Raw genomic sequence first — 26,326 nt, forward strand, 5'->3', positions numbered from 1 at the left:
TGCCTGGCGACAACGTGTCGATCACCGTGAAGCTGATCAACCCCATCGCCATGGAAGAAGGTCTGCGCTTCGCTATCCGCGAAGGCGGCCGCACCGTGGGCGCTGGCGTCGTGGCCAAGATCATTGCTTAATTCTTAAGCAGAAAAGGAACTTGCCATCATGTCCAAGCAAAAAATCCGCATCCGCCTGAAGGCGTTTGACTACAAGCTGATCGACCAGTCCGCTGCCGAGATCGTCGACACCGCCAAGCGCACCGGCGCCATCGTCAAGGGCCCCGTGCCGCTGCCGACGCGCATGAAGCGTTTCGACATCCTGCGTTCGCCCCACGTCAACAAGACGTCGCGCGACCAGCTGGAAATCCGCACGCACCAGCGTCTGATGGACATCGTCGATCCTACGGACAAGACGGTGGACGCGCTGATGAAGCTCGACCTGCCTGCTGGCGTCGACGTCGAAATCAAGCTGCAGTGATCCCGAAGGCAGGCCCGAAAGGGGTCTGCCGGAAGGCCCGTAACGCGGACTTGCTTGAAAAAGCAGTCCGCGTTATACTTTAGGGCTTCGCCTTCTTTGCGCCCAAACTGCAAGGAATGGATGGCGGAGTTTTATTAACCTTCTTTCATGCGCTGGCGCGAGAGTGCTGAGCAAACGCTGAGGCCAATTGAAGTCGCAGCGGTGGAAGTTTTGGAGAAAACCAATGAGTCTGAGCAACTCCCTCGGGTTGCTGGGTCGCAAGGTGGGCATGATGCGTCTGTTCACCGATGATGGGGACGCAGTGCCCGTCACGGTGGTGGATGTGTCCAACAACCGCGTTACCCAGGTCAAAACCCAAGAGAACGATGGCTACGTGGCCCTGCAGGTCACGTTCGGTTCGCGCAAAGCATCGCGCGTGACCAAGCCCGAAGCCGGCCACCTTGCCAAGGCAGGTGTGGAAGCCGGTGAAATCATCCAGGAATTCCGCGTGACCGCTGAAACCGCCGGCAAGTATGCCGCCGGTGCTGCAGTGCCCGTGGCAGATGTCTTTGCCGTGGGCCAGAAGGTCGACGTGCAAGGCACCTCCATCGGTAAGGGCTACGCCGGTACCATCAAGCGCCACAACATGGCCTCGCAGCGCGCGTCGCACGGTAACAGCCGTTCGCACAACGTGCCAGGTTCCATCGGTATGGCACAGGACCCCGGTCGTGTGTTCCCCGGCAAGCGCATGACGGGCCACCTCGGCGACGTCACCAAGACCACGCAAAACCTCGATGTGATCCGCATCGACGAAGCGCGTCAACTGCTCTTGATCAAGGGCGCGATTCCGGGCTCCAAGGGTGGGTTCGTGACCGTGCGTCCCGCCATCAAGGCCAAAGCCTCCAAAGGAGCGAACTAATGCAGCTCGAACTCCTGAATGACCAGGGCCAAGGCGCATCCAAGCTGGATGTTCCCGAAACCGTGTTCGGTCGTGAATACAACGAAGATCTGGTGCACCAGATCGTGGTGGCCTACCAGGCCAACGCCCGCCAAGGCACTCGCGCCCAGAAGGACCGCGAGCAAGTCCGTCACTCGACCAAGAAGCCTTTCAAGCAAAAGGGTACGGGTAACGCACGTGCCGGTATGACTTCCTCGCCACTGTGGCGCGGGGGCGGTCGCATCTTCCCGAATCTGCCTGACGAAAACTTCAGCCAGAAGATCAACAAGAAGATGTACCGCGCAGGCATGTCCGCCATCCTGTCGCAACTGGCCCGCGAAGGCCGTCTGGCCGTGGTCGATTCGATCAAGCTCGACTCGCCCAAGACCAAGGTGCTGGCCGACAAGTTCAAGGCCATGAACCTGCAATCGGTGATGGTGATTGCCGATGAAGTCGACGAAAACCTCTACCTGGCTTCGCGCAATCTGGTGAACGTGCTCGTGGTCGAGCCGCGTTACGCCGATCCCGTGTCGCTGGTGCGTTTCAAGAAGGTGCTCGTCACCAAAGGGGCGATCGACAAGCTCAAGGAGATGTTCGCATGAGCCGCGTGAATCCTACCCCCGCAGAACGCAAGTTCGATGAAGGTCGCCTGATGCAGGTGCTGGTCGCTCCCATCGTGTCCGAAAAGGCCACCATGGCAGCCGAAAAGTCCAACGCCGTGACCTTCAAGGTGCTGCAGAACGCCACCAAGCCTGAAATCAAGGCTGCCGTTGAACTGATGTTCAAGGTCGAAGTGAAGGGCGTTTCTGTGGTGAACACCAAGGGCAAGACCAAGCGCTTTGGCAAGACCATGGGCCGCCGCGACAACGTTCGCAAGGCCTACGTGATGCTGAAGGAAGGTCAAGAGCTGAACCTGTCCGGGGAGGCTGCTTAATCATGGCCGTTATCAAGATGAAACCCACCTCGCCCGGCCAACGTGCCGTGGTGAAGGTTACGCGTGACCACCTGTACAAGGGCGAAGCCTACGCTGCGCTGCTGGAACCCCAGCACCAGAAGTCGGGCCGCAACAACAACGGTCACATCACCACCCGTCACAAGGGCGGTGGCCACAAGCACCACTACCGCGTGGTGGACTTCAAGCGCAACAAGGACGGCATTCCCGCCAAGGTCGAGCGCATTGAGTACGACCCCAACCGTACGGCCCACATCGCTCTGGTGTGCTATGCCGACGGCGAGCGTCGCTACATCATCGCTCCCCGCAACCTGGAAGTGGGCGCAACCCTGCTGTCCGGTTCGGAAGCCCCGATCCGCGCTGGCAACACGCTGCCGATCCGCAACATCCCCGTGGGTTCGACCATCCACTGCATCGAGCTCAAGCCCGGTGCCGGTGCACAGATCGCTCGCTCGGCCGGTGCTTCGGCAACCCTGCTGGCCCGTGAAGGCACCTACGCCCAAGTGCGCATGCGCTCTGGCGAAGTGCGCAAGATCCACATCGAATGCCGCGCCACCATTGGTGAAGTGGCCAACGAAGAGCACAGCCTGCGCCAACTGGGCAAGGCCGGTGTGAAGCGCTGGATGGGTATCCGCCCGACCGTTCGCGGCGTGGCCATGAACCCGGTGGATCACCCTCACGGTGGTGGCGAAGGCCGCACCGGCGAAGGCCGCCATGCAGTCGATCCTTGGGGCAATCTGACCAAGGGTTATCGCACCCGTAACAACAAGCGCACACAGATCATGATCGTGTCGCGTCGCAAGAAGTAAGGGGTAACAGATGACTCGCTCTCTCAAAAAGGGTCCATTTGTTGACCATCACTTGCTGGCCAAGGTCGAAAAGGCCGTTGCCACCAAGGACAAGAAACCAGTCAAGACCTGGTCGCGTCGCTCCATGGTTCTGCCCGAGTTCATCGGTCTGACCATCGCCGTGCACAACGGCAAGCAGCACGTGCCGGTCTATGTCACCGACCAGATGGTGGGCCACAAGCTGGGCGAATTCGCCCTGACGCGCACCTTCAAGGGTCACCCCGCTGACAAAAAAGCGAAGAAGTAAGGAACGACCATGTCTGAAACACGTGCAGTCCTCCGGGGCGTTCGTCTGTCGGTCGACAAGGGCCGTCTGGTCGCCGATCTGATCCGCGGCAAGAAGGTGGACCAAGCCCTGAACATCCTGACGTTCACGCAGAAAAAAGCTGCCGGTATCGTCAAGAAGGTGCTGGAGTCGGCCATTGCCAACGCCGAGCACAACGACGGTGCCGATATTGACGAACTCCGCGTCAAGACCATCTACGTAGAGCAAGGCACCACGCTCAAGCGCTTCACCGCGCGCGCCAAAGGCCGCGGCAACCGCATCAGCAAGCCCACGTGCCATGTGTACGTGACGGTGGGCAACTGAGGCCAAAGGAAGAATATGGGACAGAAAATCCATCCTACCGGCTTCCGCCTGGCCGTGAGCCGCAACTGGTCCAGCCGCTGGTACGCCAGCAACCGCGACTTCGCGGGCATGCTGGCCGAAGACATCAAGGTGCGTGAGTACCTGAAGGCCAAGCTCAAGAACGCCGCCGTGTCGCGCATCCTGATCGAGCGTCCTGCCAAGAACGCCCGCATCACGATCTTCTCGGCACGTCCTGGTGTCGTGATCGGCAAGAAGGGCGAGGACATCGAGAACCTGAAGAAGGAACTCGCTTCCCGCCTGGGCGTGCCCGTCGCAGTGAACATCGAAGAAGTGCGCAAGCCTGAAATCGATGCCAAGCTGATCGCCGACAGCATCACGCAACAGCTCGAAAAGCGCATCATGTTCCGCCGCGCCATGAAGCGCGCCATGCAGAACGCCATGCGTCTGGGTGCCCAGGGCATCAAGATCATGTCGTCCGGCCGTCTGAACGGTATCGAAATCGCTCGTACCGAGTGGTACCGTGAAGGCCGCGTGCCACTGCACACGCTGCGTGCGGACATCGACTACGGCACCTCCGAAGCCAAGACCACCTACGGTGTGATCGGCGTGAAGGTGTGGGTCTACAAGGGCGACACGCTGGGCCGCAATGACCTGCCCGCCGTGGAAACCCCCCGTCCAGACGAAGAGCGCCGCCCACGCGGTCCTCGCCGTGATGGCCGCCCAGGTGGCGACCGTGCCGGTGCAGGCCGTGGCCCACGTCGTCCTGTCGGTGGCAACACCGCACCGGCCGACGGCAGCGACAAGCCAGCAGAAGCTGGTGGCGCTGATAACAATGCCGTTAAGCGCGTACGCAAGGTCGCCGCGCCCGCTACAGCAGCGGACGGTAAAGGAGAATAAAGATGCTGCAACCTGCTCGCCGCAAATACCGCAAGGAGCAAAAGGGCCGTAACACCGGCGTCGCAACACGGGGTGCCTCCGTTGCGTTCGGTGACTTCGGCCTGAAGTGCACGGACCGTGGCCGCCTGACGGCCCGCCAGATCGAAGCCGCACGCCGTGCGATTTCCCGTCACGTGAAGCGTGGCGGCCGCATCTGGATCCGCGTGTTCCCGGACAAGCCAATCTCTACCAAGCCCGCAGAAGTGCGTATGGGTAACGGTAAGGGCAACCCCGAGTACTACGTGGCCGAAATCCAGCCCGGCAAGATCGTGTTTGAAATCGTTGGCGTGCCTGAAGAGCTGGCCCGCGAAGCGTTCCGCCTGGCTGCCGCCAAGCTGCCGCTGCGCACCACCTTCGTGACCCGCCACCTGGGCGCGTAATTCAGGAGAACAAGAAATGAAAGCTGCTGAACTGCGCCAAAAGGACGTCGCCGGCATCGAAGCCGAAATCAAGGCTTTGCAAAAGGCCCACTTCGGCCTGCGCATGCAGAAGGCTACGCAACAGTTGGCCAACACCAACACGCTGCGTACCACCCGCCGCGACATCGCCCGTGCAAAGACCATTCTTGCTGAAAAGCAAGCCGCCAAGTAAGTAGGAGCGAACATGACGGAAGCTAAAAAATCCCTCAAGCGCACCTTGGTTGGCAAGGTGGTCAGCGACAAGCGTCAGAAGACCGTGACCGTGCTGGTCGAGCGCCGTGTGAAGCACGAGCTCTACGGCAAGATCGTGGCCAAGTCGAGCAAGTACCACGCCCACGATGAAAAGGGCGAGTACAAGCTGGGCGACGTGATCGAAATCACGGAGAGCCGTCCGCTCTCCAAGACCAAGAACTGGGTGGCTACCCGCTTGGTGCAAAAGGCTGGCCTGCTGTAATGCAGCGTGCCCGTGCCGCCAGGGCCAAGACCCCAGGCGGCATTGCCCTCCAAAACGACCCACAATGTGGGTCGTTTTGCTTTGTGGGTCCTGATTTTTGCGGGCTTGGCAGCTGCCAGCGGTCGGCGCAGACGGCGCACAGCTTGCAAACGGCATCCATGCAACAACAAACTCTTTCCCCCGCGCATTCACGCATTACCTCAAGGAGATAGCAATGATCAAAGTCGGTGACACCCTGCCTGCCAGCACCCTGATGGAATATTCCGAAGTCGAAGGCGAGGGCTGCAGCATCGGCCCGAACCCCGTGGTGGTGGAGAAGGCCACGGCGGGCAAGACGATTGCCCTGTTCGCGCTGCCGGGCGCATTCACCCCCACCTGCTCGGCCAAGCACGTGCCGGGCTATGTGGAAAAGGCGGCCGACTTCAAGGCGGCCGGTGTCGATGAGATCTGGTGCGTGAGCGTCAACGACGCCTTCGTGATGGGCGCCTGGGCACGCGAGCAGAAGACCGCCGGCAAGGTCCGCATGCTGGGCGACGGCAGCGCGGCCTTTGCCCAGGCCACCGGCCTCACGCTGGACCTGACGAGCAAGGGCATGGGCCTGCGCAGCAACCGCTATTCGATGCTGGTCAAGGACGGCAAGGTGGTTGCACTGAACGTCGAGGCGCCAGGCAAGTTTGAAGTGAGCGACGCCGACACGCTGCTGGCGCAAGCCAAGGCCTGATGGCGCCAGGCTGAAGGGGCAATGTCGCGGCAGTCTTGCAGCGACATTGCTACTTTATTGGTAGCTGTCAGCGCTTTATGGATAAGCGCTGAAGCCCAAAAAACATCAAAAGATATCGGCCTTGAGGTAGTGCGCCCCCGCAATGGGGTTGTGGTAGTAGGGCGGAATCTCCTCGAACCCCAGGTCGGTATAAAGCGCACGCGCAGACTCCATGTCGTCCAGCGTGTCGAGCAGCACGCAGGCATATCCGGCGAGGCGGGCCTTGTCGAGGATGGCCTCGGCCAATTCGCGCCCCAGGCCGAAGCCGCGAAAGGCCTTGCGCACGAACAGCCGCTTCATTTCGCTCGCATTGGGATAGTCGGCGGAGTCCAGAGGGCGCAGCGCGCAGCAGCCCGCCACGGTGCCCTCCACCTCGGCCAGCAGCAAGGCGCCGCGCGGCTCGGCGTAGTCGCCCGGCAACTCCGCGAGCTCGCGGTCAAAGTCCTGGAAGCAGAGGTCCACGCCCAGCGCGCGGGCGTATTCGCGGAAGATCTCGCGGACTGCGTCCATGTCGGCGGGCGTCGCCGCGGTGCGCAAGGTGACGGAAGGCTTGTCCAAAACGGCAGGCAGGGAATGCAAAGGGAAGCCGCAGTGTAGCGAGTCCGCTCAGAACGACGCCGCGACGGCCGCGAGCGAGGACACCCACCACGCGAGCGCCAGGCTGAGCAGCAGCACCACCAGCGCCACCACGCGCATCGCCGCATCGTCGCGCGACGGTGCGGCGGGGGCCTCCAGGTGCTTGTCGCCGCTGAGCATGGGGCGCACCAGGCGCTGCCGGCGCACGACCACATAGAAAAGAATGGCCGCAATGTGCAGCCCCAAAAGGCCCAGCACCAGATACTGGCCTATCTCCTTGTGGTAGCCCGTGGCCTGCCCCACGACGGCATTGCTCACAAAGCGGGTGAGGGGACCGGCAAAGGCAATTTCATCGTCGCTGAGCAGCCCCGTCGCCACCTGGGCCACCAGCGCAGCCAGCAGGGCGAACACCGACAGCGCGCCCAGCGGGCTGTGGCCCACCCCGTCTTCTGCGTGGGGCGTGCCGCGCAGATAGCGCAGCAGCCGCCCGGGCGAATACACAAACGCCGCAAACCGCGACCAGCGCCCGCCGATCAGCCCCCACACGATGCGAAACACCAGCAAGGCCAGCACAAGGTGGCCCAGCCGAAAGTGCCACTCCATGGCATTGCCGCCCAGCTTCGCGGTGACCACCAGGCCCACCACGCTGGCGGCCAGCACCCAGTGAAAGAGGCGGGTGGGCAGGTCCCAGATACGGACGGTGTGGGGGGCGTTTTTCATGGCGGATGGGAGGGGGTGGGGGAGGGGCGCACGGGGTGCGGGACCAACGGGTGGGCAGCGCCCATTGTGCGCGAGCAAGGGTTCCTCCGGAAGCGCCGGTCATGCGCAAACGCCGCCAAAGGCGCATACTGCGTGGCGGTTTCTCCATTCCCCTCCCCACGACAAAAAAGGACGATCCCATGAAAGCAATCGCCGCGTTCACCCTTGCAGCCGCCGCGTTCACCCTGTCGGCGCCGGCATCCGCCCAGTTCGCCAAGCCCGAGGACGCCATCAAATACCGCCAGAGCGCGTTGTTCGTGATGGGCCAGCACTTCGGCCGCATCGGTGCCATGGCCAACGGCCGGGCGCCCTTCGACGCCAAGGCAGCGCAGGACAACGCAGAAGTGGTGGCCCAGATGGCGAAGCTGCCTTGGGCGGCGTTTGGCGCAGGCACCGACAAGGGCGCACCCACCAAGGCCCTGCCAGAAATCTGGACCGAGCAAGCGAAGTTCAAGGAGCACGCGGACAAGCTCGAAGCCGAGGCCGTCAAGCTGGCCGCCGCCGCCAAGACCGGCAACCTAGACAACCTCAAGGCCGCGTTTGGCGCCACAGCAGGCACCTGCAAAGCCTGCCACGACAACTACCGAGGCAAGTAGCCCTGGCCTGGTCAGCATCTACAGCAATCCTAAATTGATAGCTGCAAACGCTTGCTACGTAAGCGCAAAAGGCTGATTTCATTAGAAATCAGCCTTTTTTTCTTTGGGGCAGAAGCGGGGAGTGCTCAGGTCTCCGCCAGCAGCTTCTCGATGAGCTGGTGCAGCTCCGGGAAGTTGGGAGCGCCGACATAGGTTTTCACGATCTCGCCGCGCTTGTTCACGATGAAGGTGGACGGCGTGAGCCGAACGTCGCCCCAGGCCTTGGCGACGGCCCCGGTGTTGTCGATTGCCACCTTGAACGGCAGCTTGCGCGTTTCGGCAAAGTTCACCACATAGCTGGGCGGGTCGTAGGCCATGGCCACGGCCACGGTGTCGAAGCCTTGGGGTTGGTACTTGTTGTACGTGGCCACGATCTCCGGCATTTCGGCCACGCAGGTGGTGCAGCTCGTGGCCCAGAAGTTCACGAGCGTCACCTTGCCCTGCATGTCCGCCGTGGTCTGGCTCGAGCCGTCAAGCAGCACGAAGGTGGAGGGCGGCGCGGCAGACCGGCCCGTGTCGAGGTAGACGAACGCGCCCACCGCCACAAACGCAGCGGCCGCAAGGCCCGCCACCCAATGTTTTACCGTCATGATTCCGTACACCCCTTCATCGTGCGCCTGCTGCGGGCCGAACGGCCTGCGCCCGTGCGGCATTGTGCCGTAGGCGCCCGTAGTGCGAGGGTGGACACCGGTGTTGCGCAAAAAGTTCGGCGCCGGATGGACAGCGGGCTGTGACGGGTGGGCCGGCGCCGGCGCCGGTGCCAGAGACTGCCGATAATCGGCCGATGCACTGGAGACTCCCACACGCCCGCCCCCCGCTGCTGCAAAAGATGCCGTTGCGCACCCCGACCATCGGGTGTCAGGAGGTGGCGGCGCCAGAAGGCGCGTCGGCAGCGCCACGCGAATCCCGGTATTCGCGGTATGTCCGCCATGCCCTCACTCCGCTGCGGTGCGTTCTGCACGGTCTGTCCGGTCTGCCCGTTCAGGTGCCCGCATGCCTGGCCCTGGTGCTGGCGGGCTGCAGCCCCGCCCTCAACTGGCGCAGCGTGCCCGTGCCGGACGGCGCCATCACCATCACCCTGCCATGCAAGCCCGACCACGCCACGCGCACCGTGGAGCTGGCCGGGGTGCCTGCCGAAATGTCCATGACAGGCTGCGACGCCGATGGCGCGACCTTTGCCGTGTCGCACCTGCTGCTGGCCGACCCGGCCCAGATGGGCGCTGCGCTCACGCACTGGCGGGCGGCGGTGCTCGCCAACCTGGGGCCCGGCGCGGCGGCCCAGGCGGTCGATGCCCCCTATGCGCCGGCGGGCGTTCTCCCGGTTCCGCAGTCGGTGCGCACCACCGTGCAGGGCCAGCGCCCCGACGGAAAAGCCGTCACCGCGCAAGCCCTCTGGTTTGCCCGCGCTCTGGGGCCGCAGGTGCGGCTGTACCACGCGGTGGTCTATGCGCCCACGCCCCGCCCCGAGGCGGCGGACACCTTCTTCGCCGGGCTGGCACTGCAATGAGCGGGTTGTTGCCGCGGCGCACCGCCGTCATCGTGTTTCTGGCGTTTGCGTTTGCCTACTTTCTGTCGGCTCTGGTGCGGGCCGTCACCGCCACGCTGGCGCCCACCCTGGCAGACGAGTTTGCGCTGCAGGCCAGCGACCTGGGGCTGCTGGCGGGCGGCTACTTTCTGGGCTTCTCTGCCACCCAGCTGCCGCTGGGCGCGTGGCTGGACCGCCATGGCCCGCGCAAGGTGGCCATGGGCTTTTTGGGCGTGGCGGTGGTGGGCAGCCTGGTGTTCTCGGTAGCCACGGGATTTTCGGGCTTGCTGGCAGGCCGGGTGCTGTGCGGCGCGGGTGTGAGCGCCTGCCTCATGGCACCGCTCACGGGCTACCGCCGCTGGCTGGAACCCACCACCCAGCTGCGCGCCAACTCGTGGATGCTCATGACCGGCTCGTTGGGCATGGTGGCCTCGACGCTGCCCGTGCAGTGGGCCCTGCCCGTGGTGGGCTGGCGTCCGCTGTTCTGGTCACTGGCGGGCCTGATTGCGCTGTCGATGGTGCTGATCGCCCTGTTTGTACCGCGCTGGCACACGGCACCGGCGGGCAGCGCGTCCGAAGGCGCGTCAGCGCGGGTGCCGGGCACGCCGGTGCCCGCAGGCTACGCCGTCGTCTGGCGCCACGCCTATTTCCAGCGCCTCGCGCCGCTGGGCTTTTTTGTCTACGGCGGCATGGTTGCCATGCAGACGCTGTGGGCGGGGCCCTGGATGCAGCGTGTGGCGGGTTACACGCCGCTCGAGTCCGCCACCGGGCTGTTCTGGATCAACGCCAGCATGCTGTGCGCGTTCTGGGCATGGGGCATGGTCAGTCCCTGGCTGCACCGCCGGGGCCTGGGCGCGGATGGACTCATGGCGGCAGGCCTGCCGCTGTGCCTGGTGGTGCTGGCGGGCATCATCGCGGCCGGGCCGCGGGCCGGTGGCGGTGCCTGGGCGCTGTTCTGCGTGTCGTGCACCTTCGTGTCGCTGTCGCAGCCGGCGGTGGCGCTCGCGTTTCCGCAGGCCCTCGCGGGGCGGGCACTGTCGGCCTACAACCTGGTGATCTTCTCGGGGGTGTTCGTGGTGCAGTGGGGCATCGGCCTCGCCGTGGATGCGTTTGCGGCACTGGGGTTGGCCACCGTGGCGTCGTTCCAGGCGGCGATGGCCGTGTACCTGGTGTGCAACGTGGCGGCCTATGCGTGGTTCATGCTGCGGGGGCGGCGCCATAATGTGCTGCAAACCTCCGCACCATGAAGACCTGCGCAATCCCGCGTCCGCCCGCCTGCAGCCTGCACCCATCGCAGCGCCGGCACTCTGGCGGGCGCAGGCCCCATCCATGAGCCCCACCCGCATCCTGATCATTGCCCATGCGCCCCTGGCGCACGCGCTGCGCGAATGCGCGCTGCACGTGTTTGCAGACTGCGGCGACAGCGTGGCTGCGCTCGACGTGCAGCCCAACGAGCCGCCCGAGGAGTCCCTGGCGCAGGCCCGCATCCTGCTCGACCAGCTGGGCGTGGACACCACCCTGGTGCTGACCGACGTATTCGGCGCAACGCCCTGCAACGTGGCCCAGCGCCTGGTCGAAGGCGTGCGTTCGCGCCTGGTGACGGGCGTGAACCTGCCGATGCTGCTGCGCGCCGTGAGCTACCGATCGGAAGCCCTGGAATCCGTCGTCACCCGCGCGGTGGTGGGGGGCACGCAAGGTGTGATGCAGGTGGCCATTGCCGCGCCGCAGAACCAGAACCGCCGTCACCGACATGATCAAGACCCGTACGACCATCAGCAATAAACTGGGCCTGCACGCCCGCGCCTCGGCCAAGCTCACCAAGCTGGCCGGCAGCTTCCCCTGCGACGTTTTCATGAGCCGGGGCGACCGCCGCATCAACGCCAAGAGCATCATGGGCGTGATGATGCTGGCCGCCGGCCTGGGCTCGGAAGTGGAGCTGGAAACCCATGGCGACCGCGAGCAGGAGGCGATGGATGCCCTGCTCGCACTCATCAACGACAAGTTTGGCGAAGGCGAGTGAACATGGCCCCCACGGTCGCGCACTGCGTGTCGCTCCCTGCCCCCCGAGGGGGCCCAGCCCGCCTTCGGGCGGCCGGGCGGCGGGCTGAGCTGGCCCCCACGGTCGCGCACTGCGTGTCGCTCCCTGCCCCCCGAGGGGGCCGCGTTTCGCCCGTCCGCGTGAAGCGCGGGCCAAGCCGCGCTGGCGGCCCGGCGGCGAAACCATGACCTTCTCCGTCCACGGCCTTGCGGTTGCACGCGGCATTGCCATCGGCCGGGCCGTGCTGGTGGCGTCGAGCCGTGTGGACGTGGCCCACTATTTTGTGGAGCCCCACCAGGTGGAGGACGAGATCGAGCGGGTGCGCCAGGGCCGCAATGCCGTGGTCGAGGAGCTGCAGCGCCTGCAGACCGACATGCCGGCCGATGCCCCGCACGAGCTGACCGCGCTGCTCGACGTGCACCTGATGCTGCTGCAGGACGAGGCCCTCACCGGCGGGGTGAAGCACTGGATCACCGAGCGCCTCTACAACGCCGAGTGGGCGCTGACCACGCAGCTCGAAGTCATCGCCCGCCAGTTCGACGAGATGGAGGACGACTACCTGCGCGAGCGCAAGGCCGACCTGGAGCAGGTGGTGGAACGCATCCTGCGCCACATGAAGGGCGTGGCCAGCCCGGTGGCGCCGCCCGTCAGCAGCCCGCGCCGCAAGACGCAGCAGGACCTGCTGCTGGACGACACGGTGGATGTGCCCCTGGTGCTGGTGGCGCACGATCTCTCGCCCGCCGACATGCTGCAGTTCAAGCAGAGCGTGTTTGCAGGCTTTGTGACCGACGTGGGCGGCAAGACTTCGCACACCGCCATCGTCGCGCGCAGCATGGACATTCCCGCCGTGGTGGGCGCGCGCGCGGCCAGCCAGCTGGTGCGGCAGGACGACTGGGTCATCATCGACGGCGATGCGGGCGTGGTGATCGTGGACCCCTCGCCCATCATCCTGGCCGAATACGGCTTTCGCCAGCGCCAGGTGGAGCTGGAGCGCGAGCGCCTGGCGCGCCTGCGCCACACGCCCGCCATCACGCTGGACGGCCACCGCATCGAGCTGTTGGCCAACATCGAGCAGCCCGGCGACGCCGCCGCCGCCGTGCGCGCGGGTGCTGTGGGCGTGGGGCTGTTCCGCAGCGAATTTCTGTTCATGGGCCGCGCGGGCAACCTGCCCGGTGAGGACGAGCAGTACAGCGCCTACTGCGAGGCCATCGATGGCATGCAGGGCCTGCCCGTCACCATCCGCACCATCGACGTGGGGGCCGACAAGCCGCTCGACAACAAGGCCCACAAGGACAACCACCTGAACCCGGCGCTCGGCCTGCGCGCCATCCGCTGGAGCCTGGCCGACCCGGCCATGTTCCGCACCCAGCTGCGCGCCGTGCTGCGTGCGGCGGCGCATGGCAAGGTCAACCTGCTGTTTCCCATGCTCGCGCACACGCACGAGATCCAGCAGACGCTGGCCCAGGTGGATTTGGCGCGTGGCGAGCTGGACGCACGCGGCATGCCTTATGGCAGCCTGCAGCTGGGCGCCATGATCGAGGTGCCGGCCGCAGCGCTGATGGTGCGCACCTTTTTGCGGTATTTCGATTTCCTGTCCATCGGCACGAACGACCTGATCCAGTACACCCTGGCCATCGACCGTGCGGACGAAGCCGTGGCCCACCTGTACGACCCGCTGCACCCTGCCGTGCTGCGCCTGGTGGCGGATGTGATCGCCGAAGGCGCCGTGCAGGACAAGAGCGTGTGCGTGTGCGGCGAGACGGCGGGCGACATCGCCATGACCCGCCTGCTGCTGGGCCTGGGCCTGCGCAGCTTTTCCATGCACCCGGCGCAGATCCTGGCGGTGAAGCAGGAAATCTTGCGGGCCGACACGCGCAAGCTCGCACCCTGGGCCCAGCAGGTGCTGGCGGGCGAGGTGCCGCTGGTTGCCGCGGAGTGAGCAGGTTGTAGGGCAGGCCACCTGCACGCCGCACCCCGCCGGGCCTGTCTGCCTTCATGCGCCTCGGCGGCTGGCAACTTGATTGCTCATATTTCAATAGCTGAAAGACCTTTGTGGATAAGCGGTAAAGGCTGATTTCATTGAGATTTTTGCAGCCGCCGGGCCATCGCCACCCCGCCCATGGCCAGCACAAAGCCCAGCAACTGCAGCGGCGCCAGCGTCTCGCCGAACACCAGCCAGGCTTGCACCGCCGCCAGTGGCGGCACGGCCAGCAGCAGGGCTGCGGTGCGCGTGGCTTCGCCCCGGCGCATCAGCCAGATCAGCAGCGTGGCACCGCCCAGCGACAGCACCCCCACCGCAAACGCCAGGTAGCCCCAGAGTGCCGCCGAGCCGTCCCAGCGCGGCGTGCCCACGGCCAGCGCCATGGCCAGCAGCACGGCCACCGCGCCTAGGTTCTGTACGGCGCTGGCGCTGCGCAGGTCGTCGTGCGCCAGCCAGGGCGACTTCTGCACCATGGCGCCCAGCGTGAGCGACAGGATGCTGCCCACCCCGGCCAGCACCACCGGCCACTGCAGGGCGCTGGTGTCGGCCGCCGCCAGCCGGGGCGCCAGCACCAGGGCCACCCCGCCAAAACCCAGCACCAGGCCGGCCCAGGTGCGCGCCGCCAGACGCTGGCGCAGCCACAGCACGGCCACCAGTGCGGTGAACAGCGGCTGCAGCGCGCCGATCAATGCCATCACGCCCGCAGGCATGCCGCGTGCCATGGCCCACCAGCTCGGGCCCAGGTAGATGCCGCTCATCAGCGCACCCGCCAGCAGGTGCAGGGCAACGCGCCGCACGCCGCGCGGCCATGCGGCCCGCACCCACCAGGCCACCGCGCAGAACGCGAGGGCGACGCAGGCAAAGCGCAGGGCCAGAAACCAGAACGGGTCGGCATGGGCCGCCACGCCACGCCCCACCAGGAAGCCGGTGGACCAGATGAGCACGAATGCGCCGGGCGCGGCCAGGGCCAGGGGGGCTGACGGGTGCGGGGGTGCTTTCATGCGCCGAAGGTGGGCGTCAGCGTGCGCGCATGCCGAGCACGGCAGCGCCCAGGATCATCACCGTGGCCAGCACGATGCTGCTGCTGAAGGGGCGACCGCTGACCAGCACGAGCAAAGCGGTGGACGCGAGCGGGGTGATGTAGCTCAGGATGCCGATCTGCCGCGCATCGCCCAGCTTCAGCGCCTTGTCCCACAGGAAGAACGAGGCGCCCAGCGGCCCCAGGCCAAGCAACGCCAACAAACCCCAGTCGCGCCATTGCAGCGTGGCCGCGGGCTCCAGCAGCCAATGGCACGCCAGCGACAACATGCCCGACACCAGGCCGAACAGGCCGATGGCCGTGGTCGGAAACGCCGCCACGCGCTTGGTCAGCAGGGAGTAGCTGGCCCAGATGAAGGCCGCCGCCAGCGCCGGCAGATAGCCCCAGGCCAGCTCGCCGCTCAGCTCCCGCCCGCCCGCAATGGCCAGCGCCGCCCCGCCGAAGCCCAATAGCGCTGCCACCACATGCGCGGGGCGCAGCCGCACGCCCGGCAGCAGCAGCGGCGCCAGCACCACGATGAGCAGCGGCCAGAGGTAGTTGACCAGGTTGGCCTCTACCGCGGGCGCATGGCGCAACGCAATAAACAGCAGGAAGTGGTAGGCGAACAGCCCGGAAACGCCCAGTGCCAGGGTGGACAGCGGCACCCGCCATTGCGCAGGATCGCGCACCACAAAAGGCCACGCAGGCACGCTGCCGATGATGAGCGCAATACCCGTGAGCAGGAACGGCGGAACATGGGTGAGCGAGACCCCCAACGAGGCGAGCGAGGCCCACATGGCGATCGCGCCGAGGGCGTAGAGATTGGCGTGCATGCGTGGAGCTTAAGCGCAGGGGTCGTCGCGGGGCGCTGGTGAATCGTCGCGCAACGACGGCGGGCAGGCGGAGGGTGGCGGACCGTACACCCGGCGCGCCCTGTGCCGGTGGGCGCGACGGGCGCGTCAGTGGCCCATGCGCCGCAGCGCCGCCGTGAGCGCCGAGGGCGACCGGTAGCCCGCTCGCCGCGCCACCTCGGCCACGCCCATGCCTTGGGCGCGCAGCTCGTGCGCGTGGCGCAGGCGCAGCTGCCGCAGCCACTGCATGGCGCCCATGCCGTGGTCCGCGCGGCAGCGCGCGGCAAACTGGCTGGGGCTCAGGTGGGCGCGTTCTGCCAGGTCGGCCACCGTCAGCGGCCTGTGGCTTTGCGCCATGGCCCATTGCTGCAGGCCCCACCAGTCGATGGGGCGGAGAGCGCGGCGGCCCTGCAGCGCGGCTGTGCGTGCGCTTGCGCCGGTCGCGCTGGCCCAGGCTTCCATGAGCAGCGACGGGCCGTGCTCCTGGGCAAGGGGCAGGCGCTGTTCCACCGCCTGGCTCAGATAGCGCGCCAATGCGTAGACGCCGGGCAGGCCCTGCAGCTGCGCGGCGCGCTGACTCCAGTCGGCATGGTAGGAATCCAGCACCAGGCACAGGCTGCCACGGCTGGACTCGAAATCGTGCCGCGCCTCGGGGGCGATTACGCAGCCGTGGCCCGGCGCCAGGCGAAGGCCCTGTCCGTCGATCTCCAGCTCCAACGTGCCCGACAGGCCAACCAGCACCTGGAAATGGTCATGGCTGTGGCTGCCCGGCGCGGGGCCATAGCGCCGCAAGCTCAGCGCGGAAGGAGCTGCGTGCGGAGCCATGGGGCGCAAGAAACAGATTGCCGGTTCAGACGCCGGCGGCGTGGGCCTGCTGGTCGGCGTGGTAGCTGGAGCGCACCATGGCGCCCACGGCGGCGTGGGAAAAGCCCATCTTGTAGGCTTCTTCCTCGAACATCTTGAAGGTGTCGGGGTGCACATAGCGGCGCACCGGCAGGTGGCTGTTGCTGGGCGCCAGGTACTGGCCGATGGTCAGCATGTCGATGTTGTGCGCGCGCATGTCGCGCATCACCTGCAGGATCTCTTCGTCCGTCTCGCCCAGGCCCACCATGATGCCGCTCTTGGTCGGCACCGTGGGGTGCAGCGCCTTGAACTTCTTGAGAAGGTTCAGGCTGAACTGGTAGTCCGAACCCGGGCGTGCTTCCTTGTACAGGCGGGGCGCGGTTTCGAGGTTGTGGTTCATCACATCGGGCGGCGCGGCCTTCAGGATTTCGAGCGCCCGGTCGTCGCGGCCCCGGAAATCAGGCACCAGGATCTCGATCTGCGTGAAGGGCGACAGTTCGCGGATGTTCTGGATGCACTCGACGAAGTGACCCGAGCCGCCATCGCGCAGGTCGTCGCGGTCCACGCTGGTGATCACCACATACTTGAGCTTGAGTGCGGCAATGGTCTTGGCCAGGTTCAGCGGCTCGTCCTTGTCCAGCGGGTCGGGGCGGCCGTGGCCCACGTCGCAGAACGGGCAGCGGCGCGTGCACTTGTCGCCCATGATCATGAACGTGGCCGTGCCCTTGCCAAAGCACTCGCCGATGTTGGGGCACGAAGCCTCTTCGCACACCGTGTGCAGCTTGTGCTCGCGCAGGATCTCCTTGATCTCGTAGAACCGCGTGGTGGGGCTGCCGGCCTTCACGCGAATCCACTCGGGCTTCTTGAGTACTTCGCCCTGTTCGACCTTGATCGGAATGCGCGAGAGCTTGGCGGCGGCCTTCTGTTTGGCCAGCGGTTTGTAGGCTTCGATGGATTGCGCTTCGCGGACGACGTCAGGGGTGCTCATGGCTCTTGGCAGGTTCAGGGCGACAACCGCGTGCTGAGCTGCTGGCCCAGCAGCTGCGCGACTTCGTCCCAGGTGGTGTGGACCCCGATTGTAGAAAGGTCCACCGTGCGCAAGCCTGCGTAGCCGCAAGGGTTGATGCGCGAGTAGGGTTCCAGGTCCATGGCCACGTTCAGCGCCACGCCGTGGTAAGTGCAGTGGCGGCTGACCTTGATGCCAAGAGCCGCGATCTTGCCGAGGCCTTCAAAATCAGGCACGGGCGGCGATGTGCCGATCCGCCGTTGCGGGCGCTGGGGCAGCAGCGCATGGCCGTGCGGATCATCCAGCCGCACGTAAATGCCGGGCGCCCCGCCCACACGGTGGCCGGTGATGCCGAAGTGCGCCAGCGTGCGGATCACGGCTTCCTCGACGCGGTAGACGTATTCCTTCACGTAGTAGCCTGCGCGCTGCAGGTCGATGAGCGGATAGGCCACCACCTGGCCCGGGCCATGGAAGGTGACCTGACCGCCGCGGTTGGTGGCCACCACCGGGATATTCCCCGGGTTCAACAGGTGATCGGCCTTGCCCGCCAGGCCCTGGGTGTACAGCGTCGGGTGTTCACAGATCCAGAGGGCATCGGGCGTGTCGGGCGAGCGCGAGGCGGTGTAGTCCTGCATGGCCTGCACGGTGGCCGCGTAGTCCACCGGGCCCAGCACGCGGATGTCGAGTGTCATGGAACGTGGGTGCTGGCCCCGCGGGCTTACAGCACCACCTTGACCAGCGGATGGGAAGACAGCGCGCGGTAGAGCCCATCCAGCTGTTCGCGGCTCGTGGCGGTGATGGTGATGGTGACTCCGAGGTAATTGCCGCCACGGCTGTCGCGCAGTTCAATGGTGCCGGCATCGAAGGTGGGGTCGAACTGGCGGGCCAGCTCCGTGACGGCGTTCACGAAGCCGTCCACCTTGGCCCCCATCACCTTGATGGGAAAGCGGGAGGGGTATTCGATGAGGGAGTCCTTGCGCGGATCGGTAGGCTGTGTGTCCAGGCCGTTCGCGGGCGGTGGGGCAGAAGAAGTCATGGCGCTGAAAAAAAAGTTTGCTGCTGCGGAATCAATAGCTGGCGCGGCGTGCCAATTGTGCGCTCGCGCGTGCTGGGAAGTTCAACCCCTACCCACGGGGCGTACTTGCGGGAGTGCGCCAAATCGGTGCGCCATGGTGCCAGGGCGCCGGATGCAGACGTTGGCACATCACCACAGCCGCGCAGGCGAGTGCACCGGTTTCGTGCCCCGCTTGCGGGTCTTTGTTGGGAGCCATGGGTTTTTACTTATAATTAGAGGCTTTGTGAAATTTGCAGTCTGTAACGCGGGCGTCATTCAACGATGAAAACAATCGCGCCTGAGACTGAAATTGAGGCTGAAGAATCCGACTTCAAGCCCCTGACTGCTGAAGAGGCGCAGGCGTGGCGAAGTCGCCATCCACCGCTTTCGGTATGGAAGGTGGTGGCATGGCAGGCGCTGGTCGGCGCGCTGGTGGCCCTGGCGGCCTGGTGGCTGACTGGCAGTGTGCCGATGGGGTGGTCTGCTGCCTACGGTGCGTTGGCGGTGGTGGTTCCGGCGGCGCTGTTTGCGCGAGGGGTGCTGCGCCAGAAGGCGTCCGCCGATCCTCGCGCAGCGATGGTCGGGTTCTTTGGCTGGGAGATCGCCAAGATCGTGCTCACGGTGGCGCTGCTGGTGGCAGCCCCCTGGCTCGTCCCGGGCTTGCACTGGGTGGCCCTGCTGGTGGGCATGGTGATCACAATGAAAACGTACTGGGTGGCACTGCTGGTGCGGTCCGGTGTCCGAAAAACCGATTGATAGTTACGAGAGAGTTGTCCGATGGCCGCAGAAGCGCACGCTCCGACTGCAAGTGAATACATCGTTCACCACCTGCAGCATCTTCAAAACGTTCAACAGACCAAGATCGTCGATTTTTCGATCATCAACTACGACTCCATCATCATCGGCCTGGTGCTGGGCATGCTGACGCTGCTCATCCTGTGGAGCGCGGCCCGCAAGGCCACGTCCGGGGTGCCGGGCCGCTTCCAGGCCGCTGTCGAGATGCTGGTGGAAATGGTCGACAACCAGGCCAAGGCCAACATCCACAACGCCGAAAGCCGCAAGTTCATCGCCCCGCTGGGTCTCACCGTGTTCGTCTGGATCTTCCTGATGAACTTCATGGACATGATCCCCGTGGACCTGCTGCCCTCCCTCTGGGCCTGGATCTACGGTGCGGCCGGTCATGATCCGCACCACGCCTACCTGCGTGTCGTGCCCACTGCCGATCTCTCCACCACTCTGGGCCTCGCATTTGCCGTCCTGATCCTGCGCTTCTGGTACAGCGTGAAGATCAAGGGCGCCGGCGGCTGGGCGCATGAGCTGGTTTCCGCGCCTTTCGGCACCAGCAAGAACCCCATCTTCGCCCTGATCCTGGGTGTGGTGAATGTGCTGATGCAGATCATTGAATATGTCGCCAACACCGTGTCGCATGGCATGCGGCTGTTCGGCAACATGTACGCCGGCGAACTGGTGTTCATGCTGATCGCCCTGATGGGTGGTGCGGCTGCACTGTCGCTGTCGGGTGTGCTGCTGCCTGTGGGCCACGTCATCGCTGGCACCATCTGGACGCTGTTCCACATTCTGGTGATCTCGCTGCAGGCCTTCATTTTCATGATGCTTGCACTGATCTACCTCGGTCAGGCGCACAACGCGCACTAAACGGTTCCCTTTCGTTTCTCTTTCCTTTTCAACCTTTCTTTTTTAACTCAGGAGTCATCATGGAAAACATTCTCGGTCTCGTCGCTCTGGCTTGTGGTCTGATCGTTGGTCTGGGCGCTATCGGCGCTTCGATCGGTATCGCTCTGATGGGTGGCAAGTTCCTGGAATCTTCGGCTCGCCAGCCTGAGCTGATCAACGAACTGCAAACCAAGATGTTCATCTTGGCCGGTCTGATCGACGCTGCGTTCCTGATCGGTGTGGCTATCGCTCTGCTGTTCGCATTCGCCAACCCCTTCGCTTCGACGTTCTTGGCCAACCTGCCCAAGTAATTCCCGTTCAACGCCACTCTAGAAAGGTGTTGCCGTGAGTATCAATGCGACCCTGTTCGTTCAGGCCATTGTTTTCCTGATCCTGGTGTGGTTCACGATGAAGTTCGTGTGGCCCCCGATCGCGAAGGCACTGGATGAACGAGCCCAGAAAATCGCCGAAGGCCTCGCTGCTGCCGACCGTGCCAAATCTGAATTGACCGCTGCAAACCAGAAGGTCGAGAAGGAATTGGCGCAGGCGCGCATCGAAACGGCCTCGCGTCTTGCGGACGCCGACCGCCGTGCCCAGGCCATCATTGAAGAAGCCAAGGCGCGCGCTACGGAGGAAGGCAACAAGATCGTTGCATCCGCACGTGCTGAAGCTGAACAGCAAACGGTGCAAGCCCGTGAAGCGCTGCGTGAGCAGGTCGCTGCGCTGGCTGTGAAGGGTGCTGAGCAGATTCTCCGCAAGGAAGTCAATGCTGGCGTTCACGCCGACCTGCTGAACCGTCTGAAGACCGAGCTGTAAGGGGATCAACATGGCTGAACTCGCCACCATTGCCCGCCCTTACGCCGATGCCCTGTTCAAGGCCGCCACGGCGGGTGCGGGCATGGACCTGGCCAGCACTGCTGACTGGGTCGATGAACTGGCGGCCATTGCCGCCAACCCCCAGTTGCGCCAGCTGGCCGACAACCCCAAGGTGACGGCAGACCAGGTGTTTACCGTCTTCACGGGTGTTGCGCGTTCGGCTTTGCCTGACACGGCCAAGAACTTCCTGCGCACGGTCATCGACAACGGGCGCCTCGCCGCGCTGCCCGAAGTCGCTGCACAGTTTCGTGCCCTCGTGAATGGCCGCAGCGGCTCTTCGGACGCTGTCGTGCACAGCGCTTTTCCGATGGACGCAGCCGCATTGGCCGATGTGGGCTCTGCGCTGGAAAAGCGCTTTGGCCGCAAGCTCAATCTCACTGCTCAGCTGGACGAGTCCCTGATCGGTGGCATTCGCGTAGTGGTGGGTGACGAGGTGCTGGACACTTCGGTCAAGGCCCGTCTTGAACAAATGAAAGCGGCCCTCACCGCGTAAGCGCGGCGAGGACAGCGAACCAAAGAAAGAAGGAAAGAGTCATGCAACTCAATCCCGCAGAAATTTCTGAACTCATCAAGAGCCGCATCGAAGGTCTGGCCGCCAGCAGCGATATCCGCAATCAGGGTACCGTGGTGTCCGTCTCCGACGGTATCGTGCGCGTGCACGGCCTGTCCGACGTGATGGCCGGCGAAATGCTTGAGTTCCCCGCCACCAAGGACGGCCAGCCCTCCTTCGGCCTGGCCCTGAACCTCGAGCGCGACTCGGTCGGCGCCGTGATTCTGGGTGAATACGAACACATCTCCGAAGGCGACACCGTCAAGTGCACGGGCCGCATTCTGGAAGTGCCCGTGGGCCCCGAACTGGTCGGCCGCGTGGTGAACGCCCTGGGCCAGCCGATCGACGGCAAGGGTCCCATCAATGCCAAGCTCACCGACGTGATCGAGAAGGTCGCTCCGGGCGTGATCGCCCGTAAATCGGTGGACCAACCCCTGCAGACCGGCCTGAAGTCTATCGACTCCATGGTGCCCGTGGGCCGTGGCCAGCGCGAGCTGATCATTGGTGACCGCCAGACCGGCAAGACGGCGGTCGCCATCGACGCCATCATCGCCCAGAAGGGCCAGGGCGTGACCTGTATCTACGTCGCCATCGGTCAGAAGGCTTCGTCGATCAAGAACGTGGTGCGCGCGCTGGAACAGGCCGGTGCCATGGAATACACGATCGTGGTGGCTGCATCGGCTTCCGAATCGGCGGCCATGCAGTACGTGTCGGCCTACTCCGGCTGCACGATGGGCGAATACTTCCGCGACCGCGGCCAGGACGCCCTGATTGTTTACGACGACCTGTCCAAGCAAGCCGTGGCTTACCGTCAAGTGTCGCTGCTGCTGCGCCGCCCACCAGGCCGCGAAGCCTACCCCGGCGACGTGTTCTATCTCCACAGCCGCCTGCTCGAACGCGCAGCCCGCGTGAACGCCGACTATGTCGAAGCCTTCACCAAGGGTGAAGTCAAGGGCAAGACCGGTTCGCTGACCGCACTGCCGATCATCGAAACGCAAGCTGGCGACGTGTCCGCCTTCGTGCCTACCAACGTGATCTCGATCACCGACGGCCAGATCTTCCTGGAAACCTCGCTGTTCAACGCTGGTATCCGCCCCGCCATCAACGCCGGTATCTCGGTGTCGCGCGTCGGTGGTGCTGCCCAGACCAAGCTGGTGAAGAACCTGTCCGGCGGTATCCGTACCGACCTGGCCCAGTACCGTGAACTGGCTGCGTTCGCGCAGTTCGCTTCCGACCTGGACGAAGCCACCCGCAAGCAACTGGACCGCGGTGCCCGCGTGACCGAACTGCTCAAGCAGGCACAGTACAGCCCGCTGTCCATCTCGCTGATGGCTGCCACGCTGTTCGCTGTGAACAAGGGCTTCATGGACGACATCGACGTCAAGAAGGTCCTCGACTTCGAACACGGCCTGCACCAGTTCCTGAAGACCAGCCACGCCGCGCTGCTGGCCAAGCTGGAACAGGCCAAGGCCATGGACAAGGACGCAGAAGCCGAACTGACCGCTGCCATCGGCGCGTTCAAGAAGTCGTTCGCTTAATCCGGACGAGGAGCCATCATGGCAGCAGGCAAGGAAATACGCGGCAAGATCAAATCGGTGGAAAACACCAAGAAGATCACCAAGGCCATGGAAATGGTGGCTGCATCCAAAATGCGCAAGGCGCAGGACCGGATGCGCGCTGCCCGTCCCTACAGCGAGAAGATCCGCAACATTGCAGCCAACCTCGGCCACGCCAACCCCGAATACGTGCATCCGTTCATGAAGGTGAACGATGCCAAGGTGGCGGGCGTGATCGTGGTGACGACGGACAAGGGCCTGTGCGGCGGCATGAACACCAACGTGTTGCGTGCCGTGACGACCAAGCTGCGTGAACTGCAAGGCGCTGGCGTGTCGACGGAGGCCGTGGCCATTGGCAACAAGGGCCTGGGTTTCCTGAACCGTGTCGGTGCCAAGGTGGTTTCGCATGTGACGGGCCTGGGCGACACGCCCCATCTGGACAAGCTGATCGGCCCCGTGAAGGTGCTGCTCGACGCCTACGCGGAAGGCAAGATCAACGCGGTGTACCTGAGCTACACCAAGTTCATCAACACCATGCGCCAGGAATCGGTGGTGGAGCAGCTGCTCCCGCTGTCGTCCGAGCAGATGCAGGCCGAGAAGACCGAGCATGGCTGGGATTACATCTACGAACCCGATGCCCAGACCGTGATTGACGATCTGCTGGTCCGCTACGTCGAATCCCTGATCTACCAGGCCGTTGCGGAAAACATGGCGTCCGAGCAGTCGGCACGCATGGTGGCCATGAAGGCCGCCACCGACAACGCAGGCAGCGTCATTGGCGAGTTGAAGCTGGTCTACAACAAGACGCGCCAGGCAGCGATCACGAAGGAACTGTCCGAGATCGTGGCTGGCGCCGCTGCTGTGTAAGCAGCTCAACCAAATCTATATTGGAGCGAGAAAAATGGCTCAAGAGAATTCCCAAGTGAACGCTGGCGTTCAGGGCAAGATTGTTCAATGTATCGGCGCTGTGGTGGACGTTGAGTTCCCACGCGACCAGATGCCCAAGGTGTATGACGCGCTCAAGCTGGAGGGCTCTGCCCTGACGCTGGAAGTGCAGCAGCAGCTGGGCGACGGCGTGGTGCGTACCATTGCCCTCGGCTCGTCGGACGGCCTGCGCCGTGGCCTGATGGTCACCAACACCGGCAACGCCATCACCGTGCCCGTGGGCAAGGCCACCCTGGGCCGCATCATGGACGTGCTGGGCAACCCCATCGATGAACGTGGTCCCGTGGGCCAGGAACTGACGGCCTCCATCCACCGCAAGGCCCCTGCGTACGACGAACTGTCGCCTTCGCAAGAGCTGCTGGAAACCGGCATCAAGGTGATCGACCTGGTGTGCCCGTTCGCCAAGGGCGGCAAGGTGGGTCTGTTCGGTGGCGCCGGTGTGGGCAAGACCGTGAACATGATGGAACTCATCAACAACATCGCCAAGGCCCACTCGGGTCTGTCGGTGTTCGCGGGTGTGGGCGAGCGGACCCGTGAAGGGAACGACTTCTACCATGAAATGGCCGATTCCGGCGTGGTGAATCTGGAGAAGCTCGACGAGTCCAAGGTTGCCATGGTGTACGGCCAGATGAACGAACCCCCAGGCAACCGCCTGCGCGTGGCGCTGACCGGCCTGACCATCGCCGAGTCCTTCCGTGACGAAGGCCGTGACGTGCTGTTCTTCGTGGACAACATCTACCGCTACACGCTGGCCGGTACCGAAGTGTCCGCCCTGCTGGGCCGTATGCCTTCCGCTGTGGGCTACCAGCCCACGCTGGCCGAAGAAATGGGCCGCCTGCAAGAGCGTATTACGTCCACCAAGGTCGGTTCGATCACCTCCATCCAGGCCGTGTACGTGCCAGCGGATGACTTGACCGACCCCTCGCCCGCCACGACCTTCGCCCACTTGGACTCCACCGTGGTGCTGTCGCGTGACATCGCTTCGCTGGGTATCTACCCTGCCGTGGACCCGCTGGACTCCACCAGCCGCCAGCTGGACCCGAACGTCGTGGGCGAAGACCACTATGCCACGGCCCGCGCCGTGCAAGGCACGCTGCAGCGCTATAAGGAACTGCGCGACATCATCGCCATTCTGGGCATGGACGAACTGGCGCCTGAAGACAAGCTGGCCGTGGCCCGCGCGCGCAAGATCCAGCGTTTCCTGTCGCAACCGTTCCACGTGGCCGAAGTGTTCACGGGCTCGCCCGGCAAGTACGTGCCCCTGGCCGAAACCATCCGTGGTTTCAAGATGATCGTAAACGGCGAGTGCGACCACCTGCCCGAGCAAGCGTTCTACATGGTCGGCACCATCGACGAAGCCTTCGAAAAGGCCAAGAAGGTGGCCTGATTGCCCGGTGGCTGAGCGGCCCAAGGCGGCTCGGCCCTCCGCGATCAAGCAACCCACCTTTTCTGAGGAGCAATGATGAACACCATCCACGTTGATGTGGTCAGTGCCGAAGAGTCCATCTTCTCCGGTGAAGCGCGTTTTGTCGCGCTGCCCGGCGAAGCGGGCGAACTGGGCATCTACCCCCGTCACACCCCGCTGATCACCCGCATCAAGCCGGGCTCGGTGCGCATCGAGATGGCCAATGGCGACGAAGAATTTGTATTCGTGGCCGGCGGCATTCTGGAAGTGCAGCCCAACTGCGTGACCGTGCTGTCTGACACCGCCATTCGCGGCAAGGACCTGGACGACGAGAAGGCCAATGCGGCCAAGGCGTCGGCCGAAGAAGCGCTCAAAAACGCCAAGAGCGAGCTGGACCTGGCCAAGGCCCAGTCCGAGCTGGCTGTGATGGCCGCCCAGATCGCCGCTCTGCGCAAGTATCGCCAGAAGAAGTGATCTGGTGACCCACGGACTCTCGTGGTCCCATGGCCTGATGAGGGCCCTACACACTGAAGAACCCGGCCTGGCCGGGTTTTTTTATGCCCGCGTTTTGAGAGGCCTCAGGGCCTTAGGGCCAACCCTTTCAAGGTCTTTCGAGCTTAATCATCTAAGCTGCTGATTGCACGGGATTTTCCGTGTGATGCGGGAGCAGAAGATCTGGCAAGAAGTCA

At 64.5% G+C, this 26,326-nt stretch carries 36 protein-coding genes and 1 pseudogene; 28 read left to right on the forward strand and 9 right to left on the reverse strand.

Annotated features, from left to right (window positions below):
- The 13 genes and pseudogenes from ACOQFS_RS03525 to ACOQFS_RS03585 all read left to right on the forward strand — a co-directional run.
- Window positions 1-131, forward strand: a pseudogene (locus tag ACOQFS_RS03525) (elongation factor Tu); the annotation flags it as partial.
- Window positions 132-159: 28 nt separating this feature from the next.
- Window positions 160-471 carry a 30S ribosomal protein S10 gene (gene rpsJ / locus ACOQFS_RS03530; RefSeq protein WP_005796953.1) on the forward strand — a complete coding sequence of 104 codons (312 nt, stop codon included), beginning with the start codon at window positions 160-162 and terminating at the stop codon, window positions 469-471.
- A 223-nt stretch (window positions 472-694) separates the two neighbouring features.
- Window positions 695-1,369, forward strand: coding sequence for a 50S ribosomal protein L3 (rplC, locus tag ACOQFS_RS03535; protein ID WP_094285999.1), 675 nt, complete (start codon window positions 695-697; stop codon window positions 1,367-1,369).
- Window positions 1,369-1,989: a 50S ribosomal protein L4 gene (gene rplD, locus ACOQFS_RS03540; protein ID WP_421561581.1), complete on the forward strand. Its 621-nt coding sequence runs from the start codon at window positions 1,369-1,371 to the stop codon at window positions 1,987-1,989. Before rplC ends, rplD begins: the two co-directional genes overlap by 1 nt.
- Complete coding sequence (gene rplW / locus ACOQFS_RS03545) at window positions 1,986-2,321, forward strand: 50S ribosomal protein L23 (protein ID WP_409832534.1); 336 nt, start codon at window positions 1,986-1,988, stop codon at window positions 2,319-2,321. Before rplD ends, rplW begins: the two co-directional genes overlap by 4 nt.
- Window positions 2,322-2,323: 2 nt before the next feature.
- Window positions 2,324-3,148 carry a 50S ribosomal protein L2 gene (gene rplB, locus ACOQFS_RS03550; RefSeq protein WP_421561582.1) on the forward strand — a complete coding sequence of 275 codons (825 nt, stop codon included), beginning with the start codon at window positions 2,324-2,326 and terminating at the stop codon, window positions 3,146-3,148.
- A 10-nt stretch (window positions 3,149-3,158) separates the two neighbouring features.
- On the forward strand, window positions 3,159-3,434 hold the full coding sequence (gene rpsS / locus ACOQFS_RS03555; protein ID WP_010467177.1) for a 30S ribosomal protein S19: 276 nt from the start codon (window positions 3,159-3,161) through the stop codon (window positions 3,432-3,434).
- Between the two features lie 9 nt (window positions 3,435-3,443).
- Window positions 3,444-3,776, forward strand: a complete 333-nt coding sequence (gene rplV, locus ACOQFS_RS03560; RefSeq protein ID WP_119967500.1) for a 50S ribosomal protein L22 — start codon at window positions 3,444-3,446, stop codon at window positions 3,774-3,776.
- 15 nt (window positions 3,777-3,791) lie between these two features.
- The gene (gene rpsC, locus ACOQFS_RS03565) at window positions 3,792-4,673 is read left to right on the forward strand and encodes a 30S ribosomal protein S3 (protein ID WP_421561583.1); all 882 of its coding nucleotides are present in this window, start codon (window positions 3,792-3,794) and stop codon (window positions 4,671-4,673) included.
- A 2-nt stretch (window positions 4,674-4,675) separates the two neighbouring features.
- Complete coding sequence (rplP, locus tag ACOQFS_RS03570; RefSeq protein WP_409832542.1) at window positions 4,676-5,092, forward strand: 50S ribosomal protein L16; 417 nt, start codon at window positions 4,676-4,678, stop codon at window positions 5,090-5,092.
- Window positions 5,093-5,108: 16 nt separating this feature from the next.
- Window positions 5,109-5,303: a 50S ribosomal protein L29 gene (gene rpmC, locus ACOQFS_RS03575; RefSeq protein WP_409832545.1), complete on the forward strand. Its 195-nt coding sequence runs from the start codon at window positions 5,109-5,111 to the stop codon at window positions 5,301-5,303.
- A 12-nt stretch (window positions 5,304-5,315) separates the two neighbouring features.
- Complete coding sequence (gene rpsQ / locus ACOQFS_RS03580) at window positions 5,316-5,585, forward strand: 30S ribosomal protein S17 (RefSeq protein WP_409832547.1); 270 nt, start codon at window positions 5,316-5,318, stop codon at window positions 5,583-5,585.
- Between the two features lie 214 nt (window positions 5,586-5,799).
- Window positions 5,800-6,306 (forward strand): peroxiredoxin, encoded by a 507-nt coding sequence (locus ACOQFS_RS03585; RefSeq protein ID WP_421561584.1) that lies wholly within the window; start codon window positions 5,800-5,802, stop codon window positions 6,304-6,306.
- 105 nt (window positions 6,307-6,411) lie between these two features.
- Here the strand turns inward: ACOQFS_RS03585 and ACOQFS_RS03590 are convergent, their stop codons facing one another.
- Window positions 6,412-6,903, reverse strand: coding sequence for a GNAT family N-acetyltransferase (locus tag ACOQFS_RS03590; protein WP_421561585.1), 492 nt, complete (start codon window positions 6,901-6,903; stop codon window positions 6,412-6,414).
- Between the two features lie 48 nt (window positions 6,904-6,951).
- Window positions 6,952-7,641, reverse strand: a complete 690-nt coding sequence (locus ACOQFS_RS03595) for a cytochrome b/b6 domain-containing protein (protein ID WP_421561586.1) — start codon at window positions 7,639-7,641, stop codon at window positions 6,952-6,954.
- Between the two features lie 179 nt (window positions 7,642-7,820).
- Here ACOQFS_RS03595 and ACOQFS_RS03600 point away from each other — a divergent pair, with 179 nt between their 5' ends.
- A complete protein-coding gene (locus ACOQFS_RS03600) occupies window positions 7,821-8,276 on the forward strand; it encodes a c-type cytochrome (protein WP_421561587.1) in 456 nt (151 codons plus the stop codon).
- A 125-nt stretch (window positions 8,277-8,401) separates the two neighbouring features.
- On the opposite strand, the gene ACOQFS_RS03605 is transcribed toward ACOQFS_RS03600, so the two are convergent.
- Window positions 8,402-8,905: a TlpA disulfide reductase family protein gene (locus tag ACOQFS_RS03605; protein WP_421561588.1), complete on the reverse strand. Its 504-nt coding sequence runs from the start codon at window positions 8,903-8,905 to the stop codon at window positions 8,402-8,404.
- A gap of 374 nt (window positions 8,906-9,279) precedes the next feature.
- On the opposite strand from ACOQFS_RS03605, the gene ACOQFS_RS03610 reads away from it, so the two are divergent.
- From ACOQFS_RS03610 to ptsP, 5 genes are all read left to right on the forward strand, one after another.
- Window positions 9,280-9,822, forward strand: coding sequence for a hypothetical protein (locus tag ACOQFS_RS03610; protein ID WP_421561605.1), 543 nt, complete (start codon window positions 9,280-9,282; stop codon window positions 9,820-9,822).
- On the forward strand, window positions 9,819-11,087 hold the full coding sequence (locus tag ACOQFS_RS03615) for an MFS transporter (RefSeq protein ID WP_421561589.1): 1,269 nt from the start codon (window positions 9,819-9,821) through the stop codon (window positions 11,085-11,087). The genes ACOQFS_RS03610 and ACOQFS_RS03615 overlap by 4 nt, the downstream gene beginning before the upstream one ends.
- 82 nt (window positions 11,088-11,169) lie before the next feature.
- Window positions 11,170-11,622 carry a PTS sugar transporter subunit IIA gene (locus ACOQFS_RS03620; RefSeq protein ID WP_421561590.1) on the forward strand — a complete coding sequence of 151 codons (453 nt, stop codon included), beginning with the start codon at window positions 11,170-11,172 and terminating at the stop codon, window positions 11,620-11,622.
- Window positions 11,591-11,860: an HPr family phosphocarrier protein gene (locus ACOQFS_RS03625; RefSeq protein ID WP_421561591.1), complete on the forward strand. Its 270-nt coding sequence runs from the start codon at window positions 11,591-11,593 to the stop codon at window positions 11,858-11,860. Before ACOQFS_RS03620 ends, ACOQFS_RS03625 begins: the two co-directional genes overlap by 32 nt.
- 202 nt (window positions 11,861-12,062) lie before the next feature.
- Complete coding sequence (ptsP, locus tag ACOQFS_RS03630) at window positions 12,063-13,817, forward strand: phosphoenolpyruvate--protein phosphotransferase (protein WP_421561592.1); 1,755 nt, start codon at window positions 12,063-12,065, stop codon at window positions 13,815-13,817.
- 137 nt (window positions 13,818-13,954) lie between these two features.
- Here the strand turns inward: ptsP and ACOQFS_RS03635 are convergent, their stop codons facing one another.
- From ACOQFS_RS03635 to ACOQFS_RS03660, 6 genes are all read right to left on the reverse strand, one after another.
- Complete coding sequence (locus tag ACOQFS_RS03635; protein ID WP_421561593.1) at window positions 13,955-14,860, reverse strand: DMT family transporter; 906 nt, start codon at window positions 14,858-14,860, stop codon at window positions 13,955-13,957.
- A gap of 16 nt (window positions 14,861-14,876) precedes the next feature.
- Complete coding sequence (locus ACOQFS_RS03640) at window positions 14,877-15,710, reverse strand: DMT family transporter (protein ID WP_421561594.1); 834 nt, start codon at window positions 15,708-15,710, stop codon at window positions 14,877-14,879.
- A 126-nt stretch (window positions 15,711-15,836) separates the two neighbouring features.
- Window positions 15,837-16,553: an AraC family transcriptional regulator gene (locus ACOQFS_RS03645; RefSeq protein WP_421561595.1), complete on the reverse strand. Its 717-nt coding sequence runs from the start codon at window positions 16,551-16,553 to the stop codon at window positions 15,837-15,839.
- A gap of 25 nt (window positions 16,554-16,578) precedes the next feature.
- On the reverse strand, window positions 16,579-17,559 hold the full coding sequence (lipA, locus tag ACOQFS_RS03650; protein WP_421561596.1) for a lipoyl synthase: 981 nt from the start codon (window positions 17,557-17,559) through the stop codon (window positions 16,579-16,581).
- Between the two features lie 14 nt (window positions 17,560-17,573).
- On the reverse strand, window positions 17,574-18,269 hold the full coding sequence (gene lipB / locus ACOQFS_RS03655) for a lipoyl(octanoyl) transferase LipB (RefSeq protein WP_421561597.1): 696 nt from the start codon (window positions 18,267-18,269) through the stop codon (window positions 17,574-17,576).
- A 26-nt stretch (window positions 18,270-18,295) separates the two neighbouring features.
- Complete coding sequence (locus ACOQFS_RS03660) at window positions 18,296-18,613, reverse strand: YbeD family protein (protein ID WP_421561598.1); 318 nt, start codon at window positions 18,611-18,613, stop codon at window positions 18,296-18,298.
- 300 nt (window positions 18,614-18,913) lie between these two features.
- On the opposite strand from ACOQFS_RS03660, the gene ACOQFS_RS03665 reads away from it, so the two are divergent.
- The 9 genes from ACOQFS_RS03665 to ACOQFS_RS03705 all read left to right on the forward strand — a co-directional run bounded on the left by ACOQFS_RS03665 (window position 18,914) and on the right by ACOQFS_RS03705 (window position 26,111).
- Window positions 18,914-19,387: an ATP synthase subunit I gene (locus ACOQFS_RS03665; protein ID WP_421561599.1), complete on the forward strand. Its 474-nt coding sequence runs from the start codon at window positions 18,914-18,916 to the stop codon at window positions 19,385-19,387.
- A gap of 21 nt (window positions 19,388-19,408) precedes the next feature.
- On the forward strand, window positions 19,409-20,287 hold the full coding sequence (gene atpB / locus ACOQFS_RS03670) for a F0F1 ATP synthase subunit A (RefSeq protein ID WP_421561600.1): 879 nt from the start codon (window positions 19,409-19,411) through the stop codon (window positions 20,285-20,287).
- 59 nt (window positions 20,288-20,346) lie between these two features.
- The gene (atpE, locus tag ACOQFS_RS03675; RefSeq protein WP_007847749.1) at window positions 20,347-20,616 is read left to right on the forward strand and encodes a F0F1 ATP synthase subunit C; all 270 of its coding nucleotides are present in this window, start codon (window positions 20,347-20,349) and stop codon (window positions 20,614-20,616) included.
- A gap of 34 nt (window positions 20,617-20,650) precedes the next feature.
- A complete protein-coding gene (locus ACOQFS_RS03680) occupies window positions 20,651-21,121 on the forward strand; it encodes a F0F1 ATP synthase subunit B (protein ID WP_421561601.1) in 471 nt (156 codons plus the stop codon).
- 10 nt (window positions 21,122-21,131) lie between these two features.
- Window positions 21,132-21,674 (forward strand): F0F1 ATP synthase subunit delta, encoded by a 543-nt coding sequence (locus tag ACOQFS_RS03685; RefSeq protein WP_421561602.1) that lies wholly within the window; start codon window positions 21,132-21,134, stop codon window positions 21,672-21,674.
- A 41-nt stretch (window positions 21,675-21,715) separates the two neighbouring features.
- Window positions 21,716-23,269, forward strand: coding sequence for a F0F1 ATP synthase subunit alpha (gene atpA / locus ACOQFS_RS03690; protein WP_184864727.1), 1,554 nt, complete (start codon window positions 21,716-21,718; stop codon window positions 23,267-23,269).
- A gap of 18 nt (window positions 23,270-23,287) precedes the next feature.
- On the forward strand, window positions 23,288-24,154 hold the full coding sequence (gene atpG, locus ACOQFS_RS03695; protein WP_421561603.1) for a F0F1 ATP synthase subunit gamma: 867 nt from the start codon (window positions 23,288-23,290) through the stop codon (window positions 24,152-24,154).
- Window positions 24,155-24,188: 34 nt separating this feature from the next.
- Window positions 24,189-25,619 (forward strand): F0F1 ATP synthase subunit beta, encoded by a 1,431-nt coding sequence (atpD, locus tag ACOQFS_RS03700; RefSeq protein ID WP_421561604.1) that lies wholly within the window; start codon window positions 24,189-24,191, stop codon window positions 25,617-25,619.
- Window positions 25,620-25,694: 75 nt separating this feature from the next.
- Entirely contained in the window at window positions 25,695-26,111 is a 417-nt protein-coding gene (locus ACOQFS_RS03705) for a F0F1 ATP synthase subunit epsilon (protein ID WP_409832609.1), read from the forward strand.
- The last annotated feature ends 215 nt before the right edge of the window (window positions 26,112-26,326 follow it).

Source organism: Paracidovorax sp. MALMAid1276 (genome assembly GCF_049198005.1).
Lineage (GTDB): Bacteria > Pseudomonadota > Gammaproteobacteria > Burkholderiales > Burkholderiaceae_C > Acidovorax.